Origin of the sequence: Chryseobacterium sp., assembly GCF_045629545.1 — a bacterium.
Lineage (GTDB): Bacteria > Bacteroidota > Bacteroidia > Flavobacteriales > Weeksellaceae > Chryseobacterium.
This window is the reverse complement of the sequence record NZ_JAZQRK010000001.1, coordinates 59,269-81,855: the sequence shown is the minus strand read 5'-3', so window position 1 is coordinate 81,855 and position 22,587 is coordinate 59,269. Positions and strand designations below refer to the sequence as shown.

The following is a 22,587-nucleotide window of genomic DNA, read 5'->3' as shown; positions in this document are numbered from 1 at the left end:
GCTTTTTATATAATATTTTTGAAAAATACTTAGTTTTTCAAGTCGTTTACCACTTGTTTCCCTTTTGAAGTAGGTAAATATATACTAAATCCTACATTGAATGAGATGTTAGAGTTTAAACCTTCATTTCCAAATCCAGATTGTCCTTGGTATTTTACTAATCCTTCAAGTCCGATATTTGGAGTAATAAAGTATGAATATCCTGGGCCTACACCGAAATCTAATCCTGTTGTAGAGTTTCCATTTTCTACAGAACGTCCACCAATACCTACATTACCTTCGAAGAACCAACGTCCATGATTGAGTAAGTTATCAACTCCTTTTTCACCTGGTGATAAATAATATCTTCCCAAACCACCTACAGCATATCTAAATTCTGATGGGCTACCATTAGTAACTTTGCTAATTCCTAAATCTACATATCCACCAACAGCTAAGTTATCTTCAATAAAATAAGCACCTTTTGGTTGAATTCCGATATTGTAACCTCCACCCGTATTAAGTCCGAAATTACTAGTTACCAAACTACTTCCTACCAACCAGTTTCCTTTCTGAATCTGAGCACTAGCAGTACCCAAAACTCCTGCAGTAGCAAAAATTCCTGCAAAGATTAATTTTTTCATAATATTTAATTTTAATGTTTTTATTTTGATAATGACTTAAATTCAATAAATGTGCCAATACTTAGGATTGGCTTTAAATTAGAGTAGGAATAATGTGTTAAAATAGAAATCATTTTAATAAAAATTATGATAATATTGATATATTTTCGTAAAATAATTATAGTTGAATGTCGTTTTGTACACTTCAATCTAATCAATAAGAAATAGGTTTAAAAAACAAAAAAAATGGAAATTACACTTGGTAATCTCCACTTCATAAAAAGGAAAGTATATAATAATGAAATTTTTATAGTTTGTAAGTAAATGTCACATATACATTACGAGGAGTAATAGGGTTTACAGAGTAGTTTTCGTGTACATTATAACTTTCTGCATCTAGGATATTATTCAGTTTTCCTTGAATACTGAATCTTTTCCAATCATATCCCACGCTGAATGATAGAGTAATGTAAGGATCTACCTCAAACATTCTTGTAACAATTTTTCTAGAAACTACAGTTGCTTTGGTATCATTCCATCCTGCAAATCTGCTTCCTACATAGTATGCACCAGCTCCTAACCTAAGACCTGTAAGCGTATTGGTGAATTTGTAGAATAATGATAGATTGGCTGTAGTAGCTGGGGTTCTTACCAAACGCTGATCTTCTACATAGGCATTTTTTACATCTGGCGTGTCTTTGTACACAGAGTGGTTGTAAGAGAAACCTCCAATGATAGACAGGTTTTGCGTAGGATTTCCTGTGATATCTACTTCTACACCTTTACTGCTCATTTTACCAATGTGCTCTTTTATAGTTGCTAATGAATTTGCATTACCATTTGCATCAAATTCTGCTTGTCCGTAGTAATTATTGTACATGATTTGGTACAATGAAACATTGAATGATAATCCGTTATTCCAAAGGTTCTTTTTCAAACCTACTTCATATTGATCGATAGTGGTAGGTTTCAAAGCGTTGAAATAAATATCAGTTCCTGTGTTTGCAGAGAAAGAATTGGTATAAGTGGCGAATACTGATAAATTATCATTCGGCATATAAACTAGTCCTAATTTTGGAGATAATGCTTGGTCTGATGTGGAAGAATTATCCGTAAATGATTTGGTGTTTTTTGCAAAATTGGTGTTTATTGTAGGCATGTTTTCTAGATAAGACCATCGCAAACCTGCAATCACCTTCAATTCTTTAGTCAAGCTAATGAAGTCTTGTGCATATACACCAACTCTTCTTGTTCTTGTTCTGTTATTAGCACTAAGGGTAGAATTTGGCATTGCAATATTTCCGTTATTCCAAGTTGATGGATCATCTAGATATAAAATGCTTGTAGGAGCATCAATAAGGTTGTAACTATAAGAATCGCTTTGTCCGTAATCTGTATCTGCGCCTACCAATACTTTATGAGAAATTTTCCCTGTTTTGAATTCTCCATTCAGGTTCACTTGGAAAGATCCGTAATTTTGTTCGTTATAGGTTTTATTGAAGGGTGTTGCCCATGCGAGACGATTAGGATCTGCTTTTGGGTTGGTGGTAAGATATCCCCATTGCACTCTTTCGGTAGAGAAGTAATCTCTAGTGTAATTTTGGTAAGAACCTACCGCATTCAGGGTCCACTTTTCATTAAGCTGTGTATTGAAGGTGATATTGGTTCCCAATTGTTGTACATTTTGGTATTGCCAGTCTGTACCGTAGAAAGTAGCTTTGTCTACTCTGTCATTGATGCTGAAGCTTTGGTCTTTTGCTGTAATTCCGCCTAAACCAAAATCAGGAGTGAAATCGTTTTTAAGATAATCTGCTTCCACTATCAATTGTGATTTTGTGCCTAAATTAAATAGAAATGATGGGTTGAAGTAGTATTTCTCAGATTTCACCACATCTCTGAAGCTTTCTGCATTTTCATACGCTCCATTGACACGAAATGCAATTTTATCTGTAAGTGGCCCATAGATATCAACGGTAGGTTTGTAAGAATTCCAGCTTCCAGCGTTCATACCTACACTTCCTCCGAAATTGAATCTAGGTTTTTTTGTAATCATGTTTATCACTCCACCTGCTGCGGTATTTCCGTAGGCCATAGCGTTTGCCCCTTTCAGAACCTCCACTCTTTCTAATCCGGAAACTTCAGGGAAAACACCACTATTTACTCTCGTTCCATTTTTAAAGATATTGTCATTACCCAAAGCGAAGCCACGTCCACCAAAACTATCTTGGGAATTTCCTCTTGATGATGTTATATACACTCCATTTACATTCTGTAATACATCACTCAATTGTTTCGCCTGCTGTTGCTCTATAATTTCATGAGTCACTATTGCAATCGGCTGTGGCGTCTCCATAATGGTGAGATTAGACTTTATCGTTGTAGATGTTGCCTTATTAGGGTTGCCTTTTTTGTGCAAATTAACATCCTCAATAGTTTGTATTTTGATGGTATCAGAGTCTATATTCTGTTTTCTTTGTGCACTTAGATTGGTTACTACAATGATAAATCCTAAAGTGATTATTTGTTTTCTCATCTTATCTTTAATTAGAGTAAATGTAAATAGAGTGCAAATGTAATTAAAATGTTTACTTTATTTAGATTAATTAAAAATAATTTTATATGTTTTATTAAATTTATTTGATTTTAAGATTTCATGGCATTTCAAATTTGCTTAAAAGTACCTATTTAAAAGGATTTCAATAAAATTTAAGTATTTTGTAATTTAATATATCTCAATAATTTTAAATCAAATTCATTAAAGTTTGAATATATTTGTTTTAAATAATTAAAATGATGCAATTGGTAAAAATAGGAATGTGTGCCTTTGGGATGAGCGGAAAAGTTTTTCATGCGCCTTTTCTTAAAGAGCATCCCGGATTTTTTCTCTCGGCAATTGTAGAACGTACCAAAAACGAATCTCAAGATCAATATCCTAAAGCTACACGTTACACCTCGGTGAAAGAGATGTTGGAAAAGGCAGATATAGACGTCGTTGTTGTAAATACGCCTGTGCAAACTCATTATGAATACGTGAAAATGAGTTTGGAAGCAGGTAAAAATGTAATTGTAGAAAAACCATTTACGGTAAACGCTTCTGAAGCTGAGCAGTTGGTAAAATTGGCAAATGCTAAAAATTTGTTCCTGAGCGTTTACCAAAACAGAAGATTCGATAGAGATTTTATCCAAGTACAGAAAGTATTGCAACAGGGTTCTTTAGGAAAAATCAAAGAGGTAGAAATACGTTTCGATCGTTTCAGAACCGAACCTAGTGGGAAAGATCACAAAGAAAATCCACAACAAAAAGGATCAGGTACTTTGCATGATTTGGGCTCTCATCTAATAGATCAAGCAACCCAATTATTTGGAATTCCCGAAAAAGTTTTTGGAGATATCTTTACTATGAAAGGTTCTGAATATGCCAATGATTATTTTGAACTTTTGCTTTATTATAAAGATCAACTTAGAGTTCGTTTGAAATCTTCAGTTTTCAGTAAGGAGGCTCATTATGCCTATATTTTGCATGGCGATAGAGGAAGTTTTCTTCAAAAAAGATCCGATAACCAAGAAAATGAATTGGCAAGTGGTACAATCCCAACGTATGGTAAAGACTGGATGCTATCACTATGTAAGGAAGATGGAATTCTCAATTTTCTGAATGATAATGCAGAAACAGAAAGAGTTTTATTATGTAGCGAACCAGGAAATTATATGAACTATTACCAGCAAATCTATGAGCATATTGTGTTTGGTTACGCCTTGCCTTCGCCTGGTGAAGAGATTATTCAAAACATGAAAATTATAGAAGCTGCATTAGAAAGCAATGTACAACAGAAAGTGGTTCAATTATAAATTTAAACATAAAAAAACTTCGGAATTACTTTATTTGAAAGCCTATTCCGAAGTTTATATTTTATTTTAAAATCTTATTGCTTACGCTAGCATCTCTTGAAATTCTAGCCATTTCAATTCATGGTTTTCCAATTGATCAGATATTTTTTCCAATTCTGCAGACAAAACAGCTATTTTTTCATATTCTGTTTCGTTGTTTAGTTTTGCCATAATTTCGGCACGTTTCCCTTCCAATTCTGGAATTTCTTTTTCTATAGTTTCCAATTCTCTTTGCTCTTTGAAGGATAATTTTTTCTTTGTAGCCGTCACAGCTATTGCAGGAGTTGGTTTTGGAGCTTCTACTTTTTTCTCCACCACTACCGGTTTAGGATTTTTCTCTTCCAACTTCAAGTTTTCTCTATATTCTGAGAAAGTACCGATGAAATCTCTTATTTTTCCTTCGCCTTCGAATGCCAAAACGTGATCTACAATTCTGTCCATAAAGTATCTATCGTGAGAAACGATGATTAAACTTCCTTGGAAATTCAGTAAGAAATTTTCTAATACCGTAAGTGTAGGAAGATCTAGATCATTGGTAGGCTCATCAAAAATTAGGAAATTAGGATTTTGGTACAAGATATACATCAAGTGCAATCTTCTTTTTTCTCCTCCCGAAAGTTTAGAAATAGGCGAATATTGAGTTTGATCATCAAATAAGAAAAGTCTTAAAAATTGAGACGCAGAAATGGTTCTACCATTGGCTAATGGGAAGTTTTCTCCGATTTCTTTTATAAAATCGATTACTCTTTCGTCTTCTTTATATTTCAATCCTTTTTGAGAAAAATATCCAAATTTAATCGTTTCTCCGGTTTCTATTTCTCCAGAATCTTTAGGTTCATAACCTTGGATAATATTTAGAAGGGTAGATTTTCCGGCACCATTTTTACCTACAATTCCTACTTTTTCACCTCTTTGAAATTGGTAAGAGAAATCTTTTAGTAATAATTTTTCGCCATAACTTTTTGAAATATTTCTCAATTCCAAAATTTTGTTACCCAATCTCTTCATTTCAAAATCCAGCTCCAAAGATTCTTTTCTAGTATCGGTTTTTGCTATTTTTTCGGTTTCGTAGAAGTCGTCTTGTCTAGATTTAGATTTCGTAGTTCTTGCTTTTGGCTGTCTGCGCATCCATTCCAGTTCTTTCCTATAAAGATTGTTGGCTTTATCGATAGTAGAATTCATATTATCCTCACGGATCATTTTATTCTCTAGATAGGTTGCATAAGAACCGTTGTGGAAATAAAGATTGTTATCTTCCATTTCCCAAACGATACCACAAACAGCATCCAAGAAATACCTATCGTGCGTTACCAGTAGTAACGTGATTTTTGCTTTGTTCAGATAGTTTTCTAGCCATTCTACCATTTCCACATCCAAGTGGTTGGTAGGCTCATCCATAATAATCAGGGTATGACGGTGCTCTGCTCTGGTTTCTGTGAGAAGTTTGGCTAGGGCAACACGCTTTATTTGTCCACCAGAAAGCATTCCCATTTTCGCACTCAAATCTACTATTTTCAGCTGCGATAGAATTTGTGTCATCTCATTTTCTAGATCCCAAGCCTTGTGGATTTCCATCTCGGCAAGCGCTTTCTCCATAAAGTCGTAGTCGGTAGAAAGTAGAGATTTATGATAATTTTTTAGGGCTTGGATAGGCTTAGAATCCAAAGTCATCATGAATTCTTCTATGGTAAGATCAGAATCAAATTCAATTTCTTGATCGAATAATACCACCTGAATATCTTTGTTAATAATTACAGTACCGCTGTCTGCAATTTCTTTTCCCATCAATATTTTTAGTAAAGTAGATTTTCCGCTTCCATTTTTGGCAACAATAGCAATTTTGTCTCCTTCGTTGATGTTAAAATTGATGTTTTTGAATAAGGTTTTTACACCATAAGATTTTGTAAGATTCTCGGCAGTAACGTAGTTCATTAATATACAAATTTTTGTAGCGCAAAAATACGAATATTAAAACTATTAAATGCCAAAACTCGTTTTAACCCTTTTTTAAGTTTAAATGAGCTAAAAATACAGTAGAAAAAACTTTTTCTAACTATAAGTTTGATTGGATTATTGCTTGATTTTTTAGTTTAAATTCAAATTAAATTTAAATACATTAGGATAGCCAATAAGAATTTGACAAAATAAAAATTTAATCTAAAGTCATATTTTTTAAAGACCAAATGCCGCCGTTGTAGATGTTCAGGTCTATCTTTGCATTCACGCCATGTACAATGCCTTTCTCTGTGAATTGCCAAAAATCCCAAGAATCATCAGGCGATGGAGTAGTAACATCATTATAGTTGGCTAGCCACAAAGGATAATCATCAAATTCGCCTTTCAAATAATCTTTATAATAATGATAATAGGTGTAGATAATAGGTTTTTTGCCGTAAGCATCTTCCACAATTTTGCACCAAATTTTGAGATCAGCTACCAATTTTTCTTTAGATTTCTTGTTTGGAATTTTTTCAATATCCAAAACGGGTGGCAAATCTCCAGTTTCTAATCGTACATTATTTAAAAAATTATTAGCCTGAATAATGGGATCTTCGTCGGCTCTGTAAAAATGATAAGCGCCTCTTATGAGATTGTGTTTTTGCGCCATCTGCCAAAATTCTTCAAAGTTTTTATCTGCATTCTTATTACCCATTGTGGCGCGCATAACCACAAATTGTAAGGGAATTATTTTATTCCCAATGCTTAAACTATCCCAATTGATATCGTGTGTATTTTGGTAATGAGAAATATCAAAACCATAGGTTTTATCAAGATTATTACTTATGATTTTTTGAATTCTTTTCGTTTCAAATTCGCTATTTTTAAGTTTTTTGTGATGCGTTTTGTCAAAATATAACGCATAATAGTAGCTAATCGTCTGTTTTAAGTATAAACCTGTTCCTAATAGTGCAAATACCAAAATCGCCAAAACAATTTTTCGGCGCAAATTATTTTTTTTGCGTCTTGCGGTAACTGTACGTTTGGCTACGTTTTTGGTGTACTTTTTTTGGTTCATAAAGTTTTACAAAACTAATTTTTTAAACCAAATAATACTAACGATTTTAGTAAATTTGTATACTATGGAAACACGCGAGAAAATTATCATAATAGGAGGTGGTTTTGCAGGACTTCAACTTGCCAAAACTTTAAATAATAAGAATAAAAAAGTAATTGTTCTTGATCGTGTGAATCATCATATGTTCCAGCCATTATTTTATCAAGTGGCGTGTGGACGTATAGAGCCTTCTAATATTTCGTTTCCATTCAGGAAAATTTTTCAGCAATCTAGAAATACGCAGTTTCGTCTTACAGATGTTCAGGAGATTATTCCTTCGCAAAATAAAGTGATTACCAAAGAAGCAGAATTTAGCTATGATAAATTAATTATTGCCACAGGCTGTAAAACCAATTTTTTTGGTAATGATGATCTAGAAAGCAAGGCATATGCTATGAAAAATACCCAGGAAGCGATAAGTATTAGAAATAATATCTTACTTACTTTCGAAAAGTTGATTTTAGAAAAAAGTAGAAGTGACGACGGAAACTGGAATATTGTTATCGTAGGAAGTGGAGCAACAGGCGTAGAGCTGGCGGGAGCATTCTCTGAAATGAAAAAGGATATCTTACCGAGAGATTATCCTTATATGAATTTTGATCAGTTGAAAATTATATTAATCAGTTCTACCGAAAAACCTTTAGCGGTGATGAGTCCAGAAGCTCAAGAAAAATCTGAACAATATCTAAAAGAATTGGGCGTCGATTTTTGGAGTGGAGAGTATGTGGTAGACTACGATGGCAACCGTGTTCTCATGAAAAGTGGTAAAGTGATCCCTTCCAATAACGTAATATGGGCAGCAGGCGTTACAGGGAATGTTATCAATGGTTTTCCTGCTGAAGCATTAATGAAAAATAGATATATTGTAGATCGTTACAATAGAGTAGTAGGTTATAATAATATTTTTGCAGTAGGAGATATCTGTTATATGGAAACTCCAAAATACGATAAAGGACATCCTCAAGTTGCTAATGTAGCGATAAATCAAGCAAAAAATTTAGGCAAAAATATTTTAAAGAAAAATAAAAGCGAATGGTCTGAGTTTGAGTATGATGATAAAGGATCTCTAGCCACCATTGGGAAACATAGAGCTGTAGTAGATTTACCTTATTTAAAATTTCAAGGATTTTTAGCGTGGTATTTTTGGATGTTTTTACATTTAATGCTTATTTTGAGCGTTAGAAATAAAATAGCGGTCTTCTTCAATTGGATGTGGAGTTACTTTAATAAAGATTCTTCCCTAAGATTGATTATTGCGCCAAACAACAAAAATAATACCCAACAATGAGAATTGATATAATAAGCGTTCTTCCAGAGCTAATGGAAAGTCCGTTCAGAACGTCTATACTAAAAAGAGCTGTGGATAAAGGGATTGTAGAAGTACATTTTCACCAATTGAGAGATTGGTCTATCAATAAACATAAACAAATAGATGACGAACCCTATGGTGGAGGCGCTGGTATGGTGATGATGATAGAGCCTATAGATAAATGTATTTCGGAGCTAAAGTCACAACGAGATTATGATGAGATAATCTATCTAACCCCAGATGGCGTTACCCTAAACCAAAAGATTGCAAATACACTTTCTATCAAGAAAAATCTTATTTTCCTATGTGGCCATTATAAAGGGATAGATCAACGTGTGAGAGAGTTGCATATTACCAAAGAGATTTCCATCGGTGATTTTGTACTGACGGGTGGAGAATTGGCAGCTTGCGTCTTGGCAGATTCTATCATAAGATTAGTACCTGGTGTCCTGAATGATGAACAAAGTGCGCTTACAGATAGCTTTCAGGATGATCTATTATCACCACCCATCTACACTAGGCCTGAAGTATATAAAGGTCTGGAAGTTCCGAAAATTTTGCTAAGTGGTAATTTCGGGAAGATAGAAGAATGGAGGCATGAAGAAGCGGTACGAATTACAGAAGAGAAAAGACCCGACTTGCTAGATTAGAAGAGTCTCTAGCGAAAATAATTATCTTCGAAAAGCATTAAGCTTTTCGAAGTTTTTTTTGTTGAGATTTACTTTAAATGTAATACATTAGCTTTCTTACCCAACAATACAAAATTTGTAGAATGATGTTACATTTAATTTTTCATATAAAATTTAAAAGTTCATTGTTTTTATTACTGCTATAGCCGGAAAATTGCTTATGTTGCATCGTAAATCTTTGTAATTTAGAGAATTATTCTTATTTTTTTAAATTATTAATTTAAATAATGGCGTATGGTTGTTTTTATTGTAAATTTTTAGGGTTTTGTTTGAAAAAAATGGTTTTTTATTCTTATTATTATAAAAAAAAGAATAAATTTACTGCCAGAATATCAATTTTAATGTTTTAAAGAAAATATAAATGGAGTTATTCGCTTTCTACAATGTAGAAAACTTGTTTTTACCTGATCCTACGCCGGTACATAGACTAGATCCTAGTCGTTCTGGTTTGAAAAATTGGGATGAAAGAAAATATCACGACAAAATTCTTAAAATAGGTCATGTATTTCAATTGATGAAGGAGGAAACAGGTGTTTTGCCTTGTATGATTGGTCTATCCGAGGTTTCAGGTAGACAAGTATTAGAAGATCTAATAAAAACAGAACCTTTTAATTCTAAATATGGGATTGTACATTACAATTCTATGGACGAAAGAAAGGTAGATGTAGCTTTGCTTTATGATTTGTCTAAAGTGGAGGTTTTAGATTCGGAACCTATTACATTCTTTTTTGAAATAGAAGATAAAAATCCGGAAAACTATGATACTACGCGTGATGTTTTGTTTGCGAAAGTAAAATTCAAAGAAGAAATCATCAATGTTTTTGTAACGCATTTGCCTTCTAAGAGAAAGCGAGATATTAACCAGCCCAAAAGGAACTTTATCCTAAAGGAGACAAGAGAAAAAATCTTAAACATAATTAAAAAAGATGACGAAAAAGTAATATTGTGTGGGGATTTCAATGAAAATCCAGATGAGGAGAATTTGCTAAATGTACTTTATGATGACCAACAAAATAAAGTATTAGAAAACCCATTTTTAGAACTTTATTCTACGGGTAATTATTCTTCTTTCCACTATAAGTCGGGGATGTTATTTGATCAAATTATACTATCAAAATCTTTCTTCGAGGAAGATTCTGTATTGGTTTTTGAAGATGCCAAAATCTTTAAGCCAGAAAAAATAAGAAGCCGAAGTAAGATGTATAACGATAGACCATTCCGTACCTATGCAGGAACTCGATATCTGGGAGGCTATAGCGACCATTTTCCGGTTTTTGCGGTATTAAAAAATAGAAAAACTAACTAACTAAAAGAATAACTAAGAAATGAAAAATTCAAACAACACTACGTATCATCTAGATGCTCTAGACAAGGAAATTATTTATATGCTAATGGATAGCGCAAAAAGTTCTTTGGCATACATTTCAAAACAAGTTGGGATTTCTACTACTGCAGTACACCAAAGAATAAAAAAATTGGAACATGCAGGTGTTATTGAAAACTCTATCTCTTTCCTTAATCCTAGAAAGATAGGATACAAAGTGGTTTCATATATCGGAATGTTTTTGGATCAGCCAAGCCATTATCCAGAATTAGTAAAAGCTCTTAATGAGGTGAATGAAGTAGTAGAAGCACACTACACAACAGGTAATTATACCATTTTTATAAAGGTTCTTTGTAAGGATAATGATCACCTGATGGAGATTCTTAGTAAACTTCAAAAGCTAAAGGGAGTGACAAGAACAGAAACTTTTATATCATTAGAACAAAGTATTTATAGACAACTCAAAGTATAACATCATGCATATTGCCCAATATTTAGACTCAACGTATTTGAAAAAACCTTCGGAAGCTGGTATTTCGGAACAAGAAACCTTACAAATTGTAAAAAATCTTACTCAAGAAGCAATAGATCATCATCTTTTTGCAGTGATGATAAGACCAGATTATATTTCTGAGATAAAAAAATATCTTAAAGAAAGGAATGCTGAGGTTGTTTTGGGAACTGTAATTGGTTTTCATGAGGGTACTTATACCATTGCAGAAAAATTAGCTGAAGCAGAAAAAGCAATTGAGGATGGCGCAGACGAATTGGACTTTGTCATCAACTACATGGCTTACATCAATGGTAATATCGCTTTGGTAAGAGAAGAATTTTTGCAAGGTACCAATTTGGGTATCAAGAACGGAAGAGTAACTAAATGGATTATAGAAATTGCAGCTTTGGATAATGCACAAATTGCAGATCTTACCAAGCAGATTTCTACATGGGCAGAAGAAAATTTTGAAGAAAAAGATTTATCTAAAATTTTCGTTAAGTCTTCTACAGGATTTTATAAAACTACTGATGGTAAACCTAATGGTGCAACCTTCGAGGGAATAAAAATCATGCTGGACAATGCAGGCAAGCTCCCTGTAAAAGCCGCTGGCGGAGTAAGGTCTCCGGAAGACGCCGAAAAAATGATCAATCTGGGTGTAAAGAGAATAGGGACTTCCTCTGCTCTTGCCCTTATCAAAAACGAATCTTCATCTGAAGGATATTAAGATATTCAACCAAAAAGAAGCGCCATCAACTTTGTTGATGGCGCTTCTTTTTAATCTTGTTCTTGATAGTTTTCGTAGAATTCTTGTGTTTCTTTGATTACTACATCCATCTCTTCTATGGTATACACAGATAAAAATTTTCTTCTAAAATCTTTGAAATGAGGTACTCCACGGAAGTAATTTCCGTAATGTTGTCTCATCTCTATCAGACCCAATTTCTCACCCTTCCATTCGGCGCTCCACTCGGCGTGTTGACGTACCGCTAACAATCTATCACCAATTGTAGGCGGCGCAAGTGTTTCCCCTGTTTCAAAAAAATGTTTTATTTCATTAAAGATCCAAGGATAGCCAATAGCCGCACGACCAACCATAATACCATCGCAGGCGTATTTGTTTTTATATTCTAAGGCTTTCTGTGGAGAATCTATGTCTCCGTTTCCAAAAATAGGAATTTCAATATTAGGATTTTGTTTTATTCTAGAAATATGTTCCCAATCGGCTTCTCCCTTGTACATTTGTCCACGTGTTCTCGCATGGATCGTTAATGCTTTGATGCCAGTTTCTTGTAGTCTTTCTGCTACTTCATCTATATTGATGCTATTACTATCCCAACCCAAACGAGTTTTCACCGTTACAGGAAGAGAAGTAGAGCTTACTACGGCTTTGGTAAGACGTACCATCATATCTACGTCTTTCAGTACACCTGCACCAGCGCCTTTACAGACTACTTTTTTTACAGGACAGCCAAAGTTGATATCTACTAAATCTGGATTTACTGTTTCTACAATTCTTGCAGACATTGCCATAGCCTCTTCATCACCACCAAAAATTTGTATACCTACAGGTCTTTCGTAATCGAAAATATCTAATTTCTTTCGGCTTTTCATGGCATCACGGATGAGTCCTTCAGAAGAAATAAACTCTGAATACATCAAATCTGCGCCATGTAGTTTGCACAAACGTCTGTAAGGTGGATCGCTCACATCTTCCATGGGAGCCAATAAAAGCGGAAATTCCGGCAGTTCTATATTGCCTATTTTTATCATGGTGCAAAGATACGTATTCTATAATTTTCTGAAAATTAAATTTTTTCCTCTATTTTATTGAAACAGGAAACTTTTTGTCTTATATTAAATTCACTTCTGTTCGCTATCTGATTTGATTATTATTCAATATTCAGAGTGATATCATTAAGATAAAAGAAAAAATACAGATATATGAACTTTTTTTAAAATTATATCAAAACATTTTATACTTTAACATTCTACAATCTAATCCAAATTTTTATATGAAAAAAATTTTATATTCTACATTCATTCTTGCCTCTTCATTGGCATTTTCTCAGAGTCAAAACCTTGCTAAATTGGCGAATGGGGAGATGGTAAACTTCAATGCTATCTATGATCAAAAAGAAAATCTTTTTGGCTATGTTGGTATTTACAATTACGGCAAAACAAGCGATACTGCCAAAAAATTTGAATATGTAATTTTAGATAAAAATCTTAATCCTATTGCCAACAAAGATTTCGAAGGTGATAAATTTGCGGGTGGATATTCTGCTTTTATGGATTTTAGAGAAAATATTGTTCTAAGTCCGAAGTTGGATCGTACCCAACTGAATATATTCAAACTAAAAGATATAGTAATCCCCAGAACCAAGATTATTTCTTTGCAAGATAATTCTATCAAAAATAAGGATTATTTTGAATATGAGGAGGATGGAAAATTCACAAAACTAGATCAACCAAAGAATATATTAGCCCAATACAAAGAAGACAAAATAGAAAGGAAGAGTAAAGGATATATGTACGAATCTTTGGTATATGAGATAAAGCAAGGTGGATATTTGGCACTAGAATACCGAGATTATAAATCTTATAGTAATAATAATTCTCTTATAAAATTTGATGATGACAAGAAAGAGAATTGGAAGTACAGATATAATACAAGTGGCGACAAAAAAAATAACGAAAGCCTTACTCTTATAGAAAAAGATGACGATAAGGTTTATTGCATCCTTCAAAATAATGCAGGTAAAGAAAAAAACTTTCAACTCTTGGTTTTGGATATGAAAACAGGAAAGGAAATCGTGAAAAAACCAATTTCCGGACTGCCGAAAAATACGCTAGACAAGATTAATTCTGTGAAAACATTTAGTTTCGGTACACTCGATAATTCTAAGACGCTGAATGATAAAATTGTGTTGGTAGGTAGAAATATAGACGATAACAATAAATATACTGGTTTTGCAAGATTAGTCATCAATAAAAATAATTTTGAGATAGATACCAAAGAAATCACATATGAAAGTCTAAAATCTCAAATTCCCAAGTTAGGAAATTATGGTACGGTGGAAGCAGGATACTTTTTGGATCCGCGGGATTTTTTCTTTCTTCAAGATGGAAGTGTAGGTATATTATTAGAAAAATACAAAGCAGAAGGGCAGTATAACGCTCCCAAAACTACAGATATGGTGTATATCTACACCGACAAAAATTTCAACCCGTCTGTGAAAATTTTCGAGAAGGAAAAATCCAAATGGTCCAATTCGGATTACTTGTTTTCACAATATATTAATCAGGGTAAAGATGTAGTTTTCTTTTATAGAGATTACCAAAAAGAAGAAGGAGCAGGAGAGAAAAAATGGAACCTTTTTATCAATACCCTAATCGATGGAAAATTTAAGCAAGAAATTGTACCCATCTCTGCAAAAGACGACTTTTATGTAAGTCCGTATATAGGGAAAGAAGGATATATATTACTGCGAGAATACAACAAAAAAGAAAAATTCAACAACATCAGACTAGAAAGGCTCAACTTCTAAATTAAAAAGTTCCTAATACAAATTAGGAACTTTTCTTTTGGTAGTACTCCGCAATATTCTTGATGTCTTCTAAACTCAAATTCCACATGAAACTTAGGAATTGCTGATAACTTTTATCTTGTTTTTGTGGCTCAAGACGCTCCAAATATCGATTGAGTTTATATTCTTTTCTTGCCCAATATATTTTATCAAAATATTTACCTAGCCATGTGTCAAAATAGTTTTGATCCTTCAGGCTCTCATTACTTTTCTCTTGTAAGAGAGAATAAATGCCCAAACCATACTCTTCAGCGTAAAAATAATTAGGAGCAACTTCCCAACGCGCAACTTCTTTTAGATGGGTAAACACTGTATTTTCACTTTTTGTTGCAGGTTTATTGATCCTGAGTTCGGGATTTAGTTCGGCTAGTCTTGCAATCCTTATTTCCATTTCTGGATGCGTAGAAAGAGAATCCTTATTATATCTTTCGTTGTAATGAGTATAATTGTAGTTGGAGAAATCTTCCATTTTCATCCAGTTTTCTTTAAATGGTGCATTGGGAAGATTGAATGTTTTTTCGTAAAAACTTTTATCTACTATCTTTGGTGATAGGGTATCAAAAAGTTGCAGATTTTTCAGTGCATTTTGGTATTCAAACGGAAAATTACTAGCATTTTTAAAGAGTATATATCCTAGAGAATCTGCTTGCTTTTCATTTTTTCTACGCTCCTCACTATTATTATAAACGATATTTTTGAATAATTTTAAAGCTTTTTCTGGTGCATCAGTGGCAAATCTATTAATCTCAGAAACTTGAGATTTAGAACTTTTTGTAGCCTCAAATTTTTTAGTCTGATATTTCAAAGAATGCATAAGTATTTGATGTGCGATTTCGTGGCTCAAGACGGCAAGCATTTGATCTTCATTACCCAACCAATTGAATAAGCCCATATTCACAATCAAAGTGCCATCACCTACAGATGCTGCATTTGGAGTGTTATCTTTCTCTATCAAAACTATCAATTTTGCAGGTATGCTTGCGTTTTTTTCATTAAGCTTTGTGATAAGGGTCTGGATATAAGAATTAAATTGTGACTTGTGATGAAAATCTTTGCTTTGTACTTTTTTTCTAAATTCTTTTTGAAAAACATCATAATTCCTATTGAGATGTCTGCTTAGTTCTCCCTCGTAATGAGATTTTATGTTTTTTGAAAAAGCATCATTATTGATGTTGTAATTTTGCAAAAATATTTTTCTTTCTCTGTAGTCTGCGGTGTCCATAGGTTTGTAAGTTTGGGCAAGTGCAAAGTGCGTGATAAGGAGGAAAAATAGATAATAGATTTTCTTCATGATTATATTTTTTTTGTGTTTTTAAAAGGTGATTTTTTATTACATAAATCTTTAGCGGAAGCGCAGGAAAAGATAATATATTTTAAATTTTTTTCGCAAAAAAATTTTTTAGAAACTCGCTTTCACTTGCATACTTCCTATATGGATGGTCCTTTCGCCAGAATTTCTTCCTTCATAATTAAAATTAAATTGTAGAAAAGAATTAATTGCTTGTTGTATAAAAACACTCCAAACTTGGTTTTTTCCGGGCTTCAAACCATCTAACATTTGGTTTCCTACGATACTAAAATTATTCCCCGAAAAATCGTTATTAATAAACGAGAAATTGGCTCTAATAGAAGTTTTCTTGCGTTCCCATTGTACAGATCCTGTGATATCAAATGCCTTTAAAAGTTCTTCTCCATCTACACGTTTCTTCTCGCGATAGGCCGATGAGAACTCAGCTTGCACGGCATCTGTAAATTTATAAGTTGCCTTTGGCTTAGTTTCAAAATTGCTAAGTACATAATCTCTCGTAGCGAATAACTGTGAGGAGTTTTCTAGATCATGCTTAGAGTTTTCCCAATCTATCCTGAATTCTTTATTAAACAAGTAGCCCAAATTCACAAAATGTGACTTCTGTTTTCTTTCTTCATTACTAAAATTGGCATTGATGAGATTATCATTGGCAATGAAACGGTAATTTCCGTTCCATCCAGACTTCTCCGTTGGATTAAACTGTACGGATGTAAGTATATTTTGATTTTTCAAAATCTGATCATCACTTTTCTGAAAAGGATTGAGTACCAAAACTTTTTCTTTTTTATAGTAGGAGTTTTGAGAATTTAGTGAAACATTAAAATTCCAACGTTTCAAAAACTTATTTTCAGAATTGAAAACCACAGAAGGATTTACAAATAAAGCCAACTGTAACTTGTTTTTGTTGGATGGGATATATCTCACAGAGTTCGTGTAGATCCTGATATATTGTGCCAAATCCGAATATTCTGCAATCTCAAACTCGTCCAATTGCTGTACGCCATCACCATTATAGTCGGTCCATTTGTATATTCCTTGTCCATCGGTTACTTTAATGTACTGGAATTCTCTTTGTGCTTCTTGTCCGTTTCCTAGCTCATAGAAAGCTTGCAAGCGCATTCCGTTTTTAAAAAGCTGTTGGTTGTATAAGATATTTCCCACTACGAAATCTTTATTTTGTAGGGTACTAATATCATCCGTTTTGTACAAGAATTTTCTGTAATGAATTAACGCATTTAGGGAAGTTTTTTCATTTTTAATCAACTGACTTTCTGCCATAAATCCTAAAATTCTATTCATGCTTTGCAATCTATTATCACGTACAGAATCATTATCTCTCACGTACATTTTAGATAAAAGTTTCACTCTAGAACTATCGCCAATTTTTTTCTGAACGAAGAGTTCTCTCCAGCTAAAACTTGTAACATCCATGAGCTGAGTATCATTGTACTTTTTCTCATTGTGCTCCATACTTCCTCCCACAGCCCAACTCCCTTTTTTGCCTGTATACTCGCTAGTAGCGCCTCCACGGATAAACTTAGTGTCTTGCAGCGTTGCATTAGTATTCAGGTAAGATAAGTTACCTTTTGTATTAAATTTCCCTTTTATCCAACCGAAATCCAATTCGTTTTTCATCCCTTTGTATGCGTCTTGTTCTTCTAGATAATTGATGCGATAGTTGAGGAGTGATTTATTGTTCCATTTGTTTAAAAAACTAAAAATAAATCGGTTTTGCGTCCTTCCGCTGAATTCTTGTGCTAAGTTAAAGTCTCTAGAAAATTCTACATCATTGATGCGATCTAAGATGTGAAACTGTCTATCAATATATTGATATTCAAAACTTGGTGTTCCTTTCCAATTGTTTTTTGTGAAGGTTTTGTTCCCAAAAATTCTAGCAGCATAGCCAATATTCTGATCCGAATCTTTGGAAGAAAACAAATTGAGATCATAATTACTCAGAGAGATATCTGCTCCTATTTTCCCCTCTTTTAATAGATATTCTGAAGTAAAGCTGTACACTTGCGCTTTTTGTGGTGAAGGTAGTTTTCTCACGGCTCTATAATCTCCCATATTCGGACCTACATACTCGAAAACTCTACCATTGTTAGTAGTTTGCGTCAGTTTATAATCTCCTAAATTCGCTCCAAAATAAGTAAAGGATACTGTATACAAAGTTTGGGTAGGATCTGTAGAAAACTGATAATAATTACCAGCAGGATCTGCAACGATGCTGTACAAGATTTTGTTGACATCGTATTCTGTTACCACGCCAGAAGGTGCATACATCAAGTTGGTATCGTTACCTGCTTCTGCTAATATTTGTTCGTCTTCTTTGGATAAATTTAAAGCTAAAGGAGCATTTTTATTATCATTTTCCATAAACCAATTCAGACCCAATTTTAGTTTTTCTCTTTTGTGTTCTAGCTTTCCTGTAAAGAGATAACGAGAATAATTCCTATTGGTATAATTAAAAGAAATGGTAATATAATTTTGTTGGAAAATAGGTCTAAAACTGGTAAAAGTAACTTCCCCAGTATTGTAGTTGATTACGTAGTCTTGGTTTTCTCCACGTTTCATCAAAATACCATCAATGAAAACTTGCTCAGAACCTGAAATCAGTGTAATGAATTGTTCGCCATTTTTACCGGTAAGACGATAAGGACCTTGGTTACCTTCAGCTCCTTGGAAACGAATTCTATGAAATTCACTTCGTGCAACACCCATCGATACGTCTACAGAAGTTTTGTTGTCTGTACCAAATTGTGTCTGAAATTGAAGTCCCATACTTCGCCTTTGGTATTTGGCAAAGTAGTTTTTATCATCCAACAAATCTAGATGTCCAGCTCTCAATATCGATTTGTCTTTGATGTTCAGTTGCATATAGATTTTATCAAACTCTTCTAGAGTTTGTGTATATCCATCTGCTTGTATCGGCAAATTGTGATCTGAGATACTTGCCAATATTGTTACATCTTTAGAAAGCTTACCAGAAATCTGAAGGTCCATAGAACTTTGTACAGATTGTCCTTGGTTGTTACCAAACGTAATTCCACGGATAATGGAACCTTTAGAATTCAGTTCACCCAAAAAACGTTTACTGTCATTTTTTGCCAAAACAGCTTCATCTACAATAATACGATTGCTGGTTTTTACAAAATCCATCGTGTCTTTGGCAAAAATATCTCTCTCTAATCTTGAGGCGAGCACACTATCTTTTTTGAGGCTGTCTTTTGGAAGGTTGGGGTTTTTCCATGAGAAGATTTGTGCATTACTCATTTGTAAGCTCAATAGTAAAAACAAAAATGTAAAAAATGAAATCCGCAACGTCCTATACAATAATTGGTAAAAATAATTAAAATATATGAACAGTCCTCTTTTTAAACCTGAGAATCAGAAGGAAGATAGTATTTGAAAATGATAAAATTGAAATTTCAGTAATATGAAATTAATATCGAAAATATCCACAAAGTCTTTTGATGAATTGATGTATTAATACCAACCACGTCTAGCCGCGTTGATGATGGTACTTAAATTTAGAATTAAGGTATATCTAATGCGCTTTCCGTAGTCTTTAAAACCTGGTTCGAAGCCTAGAGAAGATTGTACAGGAAGGTAAATTTCCAGAAAATCAGGTATCAATCTTACCTTTACGCCACTGTCCCAAATAAATTCTGTTGGGTTGTTTTTATTTTTGTAGAATCCAGCATCTGCATAGAGATGAAATATTTTCCAAACGCTGGTATCAACATTTAGAGAGGTAAGCCAATGATTTACAGTTCCTGGCAAAAAGGATTTGAATCCTCCATCAGCCAACAAAAATTGTTGTGATAATATTCCACTATTAGCACTTTCTCCCAGAAGATTATAAGAAAAGGAGTAGTTGGATACTCTAGAAATCCCGTAATCGAACGTATTATTTCGGGTATCATTTCGTAGAAAATAGCCAGCAAAAAGCCTGATGCTCAGTTTTTGTTTCGGAGCAAATTCCCATCTATAGAAGGCTTCAGCATTTATTTTGTTAAAATCTTCCATACCTTGTGTACTGATGCTAAAACTTTTTTCGTGGATCATTTGATTATCCGTAAAACCATAACCTAGTGACCAAAGATTATATTTGTCATAATCTTTATTGGCGATCATTGTATCACTCAGATCTCTTTCAAAATAATTATAAGAAGCGCTAATTCCTCTGCTTACCGTACTTCTAGGGTTTTTTCTGAAATTGAATGTGGTATATAGTGATCCTTTTCTATACGCCAAATCGTAATTGTAATGGAAGTAAGAACCAGAAACTCCGAAGGTGATGCTTCGGAAAATACTTTCAGCAGGCAAAAAAGAGTAGGAGACCGCTCCAGAACCCGTCAGCTTTCCTGTTCCTGTACTAAAAGATGGCGTGATGGAATACAAAAACTTCTGATCGAATAAAGATTGATTTTTAAAATTAATACCAATCAAAAATTTATCATACGTATTTGAAAATTTAATTCTAGGATTCAGATAAATTTCGTTGTATTCAGGGTTGGGAATGTCCTTTATAAATTTAAGTTTAATCTTTTTAGCATGAGAAAAAAATCCGTGCGTGTAGATGTAATTATCTCTAAAATTATTTTCTGGGAAAGAATAATCATCATTCAAAGTAATTTTATAGACCTCATCAGAAGGAACGGAAATAGTTTTTATCCTTTCGTTTTCTTTGGTGTCTACCCAGAAAGAAGTTTTTTCTCCACTTTTGGTTTCTGTTTCTACCTTTACTGGTATGGCATGAATAGTATTCTTCGCTATTTTTATTTCTAATGAATCTTCTTTTTTACGAAAATTTTTAATATTAAAATTAATTCTATTTTTATGTTGAATATACTCTGAAAGATAAGCCAATGAACTTTCTTTTTCAGCAATTTTACTCAAAAATTCCTCAGGATTTATAGGTTGATGTACATTGTTTGAAATATAATCTTTTAGCAAAGAATCAAAATTTTTGTCACCCATTTTATCCGCAGAAAATTTGAACAACGTTCCCATTTCAAATTGACTTATCGCCATATCATTGAAATTGCTGAGCGCTGAGAACGGTTCATCTATCTTCTGATCTAGATTTTGCGACATTATATATTGATACGCTAATCCATAACGATCAATTAATTTTACTTTTGAAGCATGAAATAATTTTAATGGTTTTATACCTAAGACTTTAGTTTCTGGCAATTTACCTAAGAGATTGGTGTCTTTATAAAACTTTTGTAGGTATTGTATTTCTAGATAGGTTTTTATTCCGTTTTTAAACCAATGATCATCAGATTTATCAGCAATTACCGCATCATCCAAAATTTTCTTTGCAATGATTCCAAAATAGTCTAAATCTATTTGCTCGGCATCAGAGAAAAGTTTGAATTGATATTTCCATAATTTAATATCATTATTCCCGAAAAAATCTTCTTTCTTTCTAAATTTTTCAGAGATAAAAATTTCTTTCGGAACAAAGCCAAGCTTTTCTTTAATAAAATTTAAATGCAATGGAAGGAAAAACTCAAGATTCTGAATTTCTGATGCTGATAAAGCATAACCAAATTTGATATTGGTTTCCATATCATCTGTATAAATGGAAGTGGAGTGGAATTTTTGTTTGGAAATAATAAATTCGGGATCTGTGTCCAAATCTCCAACAAAAGTATTGTCCGAAATTTTTTCTAGATTACTTTCTGCAAAAGTATTATTCGGAAGATTTATTTGTACATTCCAATGGGTATTGAAATTTACAGATTCTTCCATATCTAGATAACTTCTTTTAGAAATATTGTCCGGATCAAAATGATCCGGAACAATAAAGAAATATTTTAAGGCTATATTTTCCTCTGAAACACCATAGCCAGTATATTTTTTTGGAGGTAAGTTTACCCAATAATGAAGTTGTAGCCGTATACTATCACCCACCTTTAAGGGCTGATCCAGATCATAAAAAAGATTTTCGTCTGTAAGAAGATTGGTAGTTACCAGCTTTCTTTCAGCACTTTTTACGGTAAGATCAGCAATCTTTCCGCCTTCTTTCTCTGTGGAAAAATGAAGGCTATTATTTCGGTCTTCCAATTTGCGCATCACTAATGCAGTCCCTTTATTTTGGTAAGCGGCTGTCCAGTTGAGCAATTTTATACGCGTAAGATCTTTGTCAGAAAGATTGTAATAAGTGATTGTTTGGTTTATTTCTACTGATTTTTGGTCCGTAGAAAATCGTGCCTCAATTGAGATGCTGTCTTTCTGTGCAGAAACTATGGCTGCTCCACAAAATAGTATAAAACAAAAACTTAACTTCTTCAAAATAGTGATAAAGCATCAA

15 protein-coding genes are annotated in these 22,587 nt (G+C 33.3%); 7 read left to right on the top strand and 8 right to left on the bottom strand.

Annotated elements, in window-relative coordinates; genetic code table 11:
* Positions 1–29 precede the first annotated feature (29 nt).
* Together ACKI42_RS00390 and ACKI42_RS00385 are read right to left on the bottom strand one after the other, a co-directional pair.
* Positions 30–623: a hypothetical protein gene (locus ACKI42_RS00390; RefSeq protein WP_407401285.1), complete on the bottom strand. Its 594-nt coding sequence runs from the start codon at positions 621–623 to the stop codon at positions 30–32.
* 286 nt (positions 624–909) lie between these two features.
* Positions 910–3,135 (bottom strand): TonB-dependent siderophore receptor, encoded by a 2,226-nt coding sequence (locus tag ACKI42_RS00385; RefSeq protein WP_407401283.1) that lies wholly within the window; start codon positions 3,133–3,135, stop codon positions 910–912.
* Positions 3,136–3,395: 260 nt separating this feature from the next.
* Between ACKI42_RS00385 and ACKI42_RS00380 the strand changes: the two genes are divergently transcribed.
* Positions 3,396–4,451, top strand: coding sequence for a Gfo/Idh/MocA family oxidoreductase (locus ACKI42_RS00380; RefSeq protein ID WP_407401295.1), 1,056 nt, complete (start codon positions 3,396–3,398; stop codon positions 4,449–4,451).
* Positions 4,452–4,532: 81 nt separating this feature from the next.
* Here the strand turns inward: ACKI42_RS00380 and ACKI42_RS00375 are convergent, their stop codons facing one another.
* Both ACKI42_RS00375 and ACKI42_RS00370 read right to left on the bottom strand, forming a co-directional pair.
* A complete protein-coding gene (locus tag ACKI42_RS00375; RefSeq protein WP_407401281.1) occupies positions 4,533–6,422 on the bottom strand; it encodes an ABC-F family ATP-binding cassette domain-containing protein in 1,890 nt (629 codons plus the stop codon).
* Between the two features lie 220 nt (positions 6,423–6,642).
* Complete coding sequence (locus tag ACKI42_RS00370) at positions 6,643–7,506, bottom strand: glycoside hydrolase family 25 protein (RefSeq protein ID WP_407401279.1); 864 nt, start codon at positions 7,504–7,506, stop codon at positions 6,643–6,645.
* Positions 7,507–7,570: 64 nt separating this feature from the next.
* On the opposite strand from ACKI42_RS00370, the gene ACKI42_RS00365 reads away from it, so the two are divergent.
* From ACKI42_RS00365 to deoC, 5 genes are all read left to right on the top strand, one after another.
* Positions 7,571–8,833 carry an NAD(P)/FAD-dependent oxidoreductase gene (locus ACKI42_RS00365; protein ID WP_407401277.1) on the top strand — a complete coding sequence of 421 codons (1,263 nt, stop codon included), beginning with the start codon at positions 7,571–7,573 and terminating at the stop codon, positions 8,831–8,833.
* A complete protein-coding gene (gene trmD, locus ACKI42_RS00360; RefSeq protein ID WP_407401275.1) occupies positions 8,830–9,504 on the top strand; it encodes a tRNA (guanosine(37)-N1)-methyltransferase TrmD in 675 nt (224 codons plus the stop codon). Before ACKI42_RS00365 ends, trmD begins: the two co-directional genes overlap by 4 nt.
* 400 nt (positions 9,505–9,904) lie before the next feature.
* Positions 9,905–10,849 (top strand): endonuclease, encoded by a 945-nt coding sequence (locus ACKI42_RS00355; RefSeq protein WP_407401273.1) that lies wholly within the window; start codon positions 9,905–9,907, stop codon positions 10,847–10,849.
* Positions 10,850–10,868: 19 nt separating this feature from the next.
* The gene (locus ACKI42_RS00350; RefSeq protein WP_407401271.1) at positions 10,869–11,339 is read left to right on the top strand and encodes an Lrp/AsnC ligand binding domain-containing protein; all 471 of its coding nucleotides are present in this window, start codon (positions 10,869–10,871) and stop codon (positions 11,337–11,339) included.
* A 1-nt stretch (position 11,340) separates the two neighbouring features.
* Positions 11,341–12,087, top strand: coding sequence for a deoxyribose-phosphate aldolase (gene deoC, locus ACKI42_RS00345; RefSeq protein WP_407401293.1), 747 nt, complete (start codon positions 11,341–11,343; stop codon positions 12,085–12,087).
* 50 nt (positions 12,088–12,137) lie between these two features.
* On the opposite strand, the gene dusB is transcribed toward deoC, so the two are convergent.
* Entirely contained in the window at positions 12,138–13,133 is a 996-nt protein-coding gene (gene dusB, locus ACKI42_RS00340; protein WP_407401269.1) for a tRNA dihydrouridine synthase DusB, read from the bottom strand.
* A gap of 242 nt (positions 13,134–13,375) precedes the next feature.
* Between dusB and ACKI42_RS00335 the strand changes: the two genes are divergently transcribed.
* The gene (locus ACKI42_RS00335) at positions 13,376–14,911 is read left to right on the top strand and encodes a hypothetical protein (protein ID WP_407401267.1); all 1,536 of its coding nucleotides are present in this window, start codon (positions 13,376–13,378) and stop codon (positions 14,909–14,911) included.
* A gap of 22 nt (positions 14,912–14,933) precedes the next feature.
* On the opposite strand, the gene ACKI42_RS00330 is transcribed toward ACKI42_RS00335, so the two are convergent.
* The 3 genes from ACKI42_RS00330 to ACKI42_RS00320 all read right to left on the bottom strand — a co-directional run bounded on the left by ACKI42_RS00330 (position 14,934) and on the right by ACKI42_RS00320 (position 22,568).
* Complete coding sequence (locus ACKI42_RS00330) at positions 14,934–16,241, bottom strand: M48 family metalloprotease (RefSeq protein ID WP_407401265.1); 1,308 nt, start codon at positions 16,239–16,241, stop codon at positions 14,934–14,936.
* Positions 16,242–16,349: 108 nt separating this feature from the next.
* Complete coding sequence (locus ACKI42_RS00325) at positions 16,350–19,535, bottom strand: hypothetical protein (protein ID WP_407401263.1); 3,186 nt, start codon at positions 19,533–19,535, stop codon at positions 16,350–16,352.
* A 213-nt stretch (positions 19,536–19,748) separates the two neighbouring features.
* Entirely contained in the window at positions 19,749–22,568 is a 2,820-nt protein-coding gene (locus ACKI42_RS00320) for an aminopeptidase (RefSeq protein WP_407401261.1), read from the bottom strand.
* Positions 22,569–22,587: the final 19 nt, after the last annotated feature.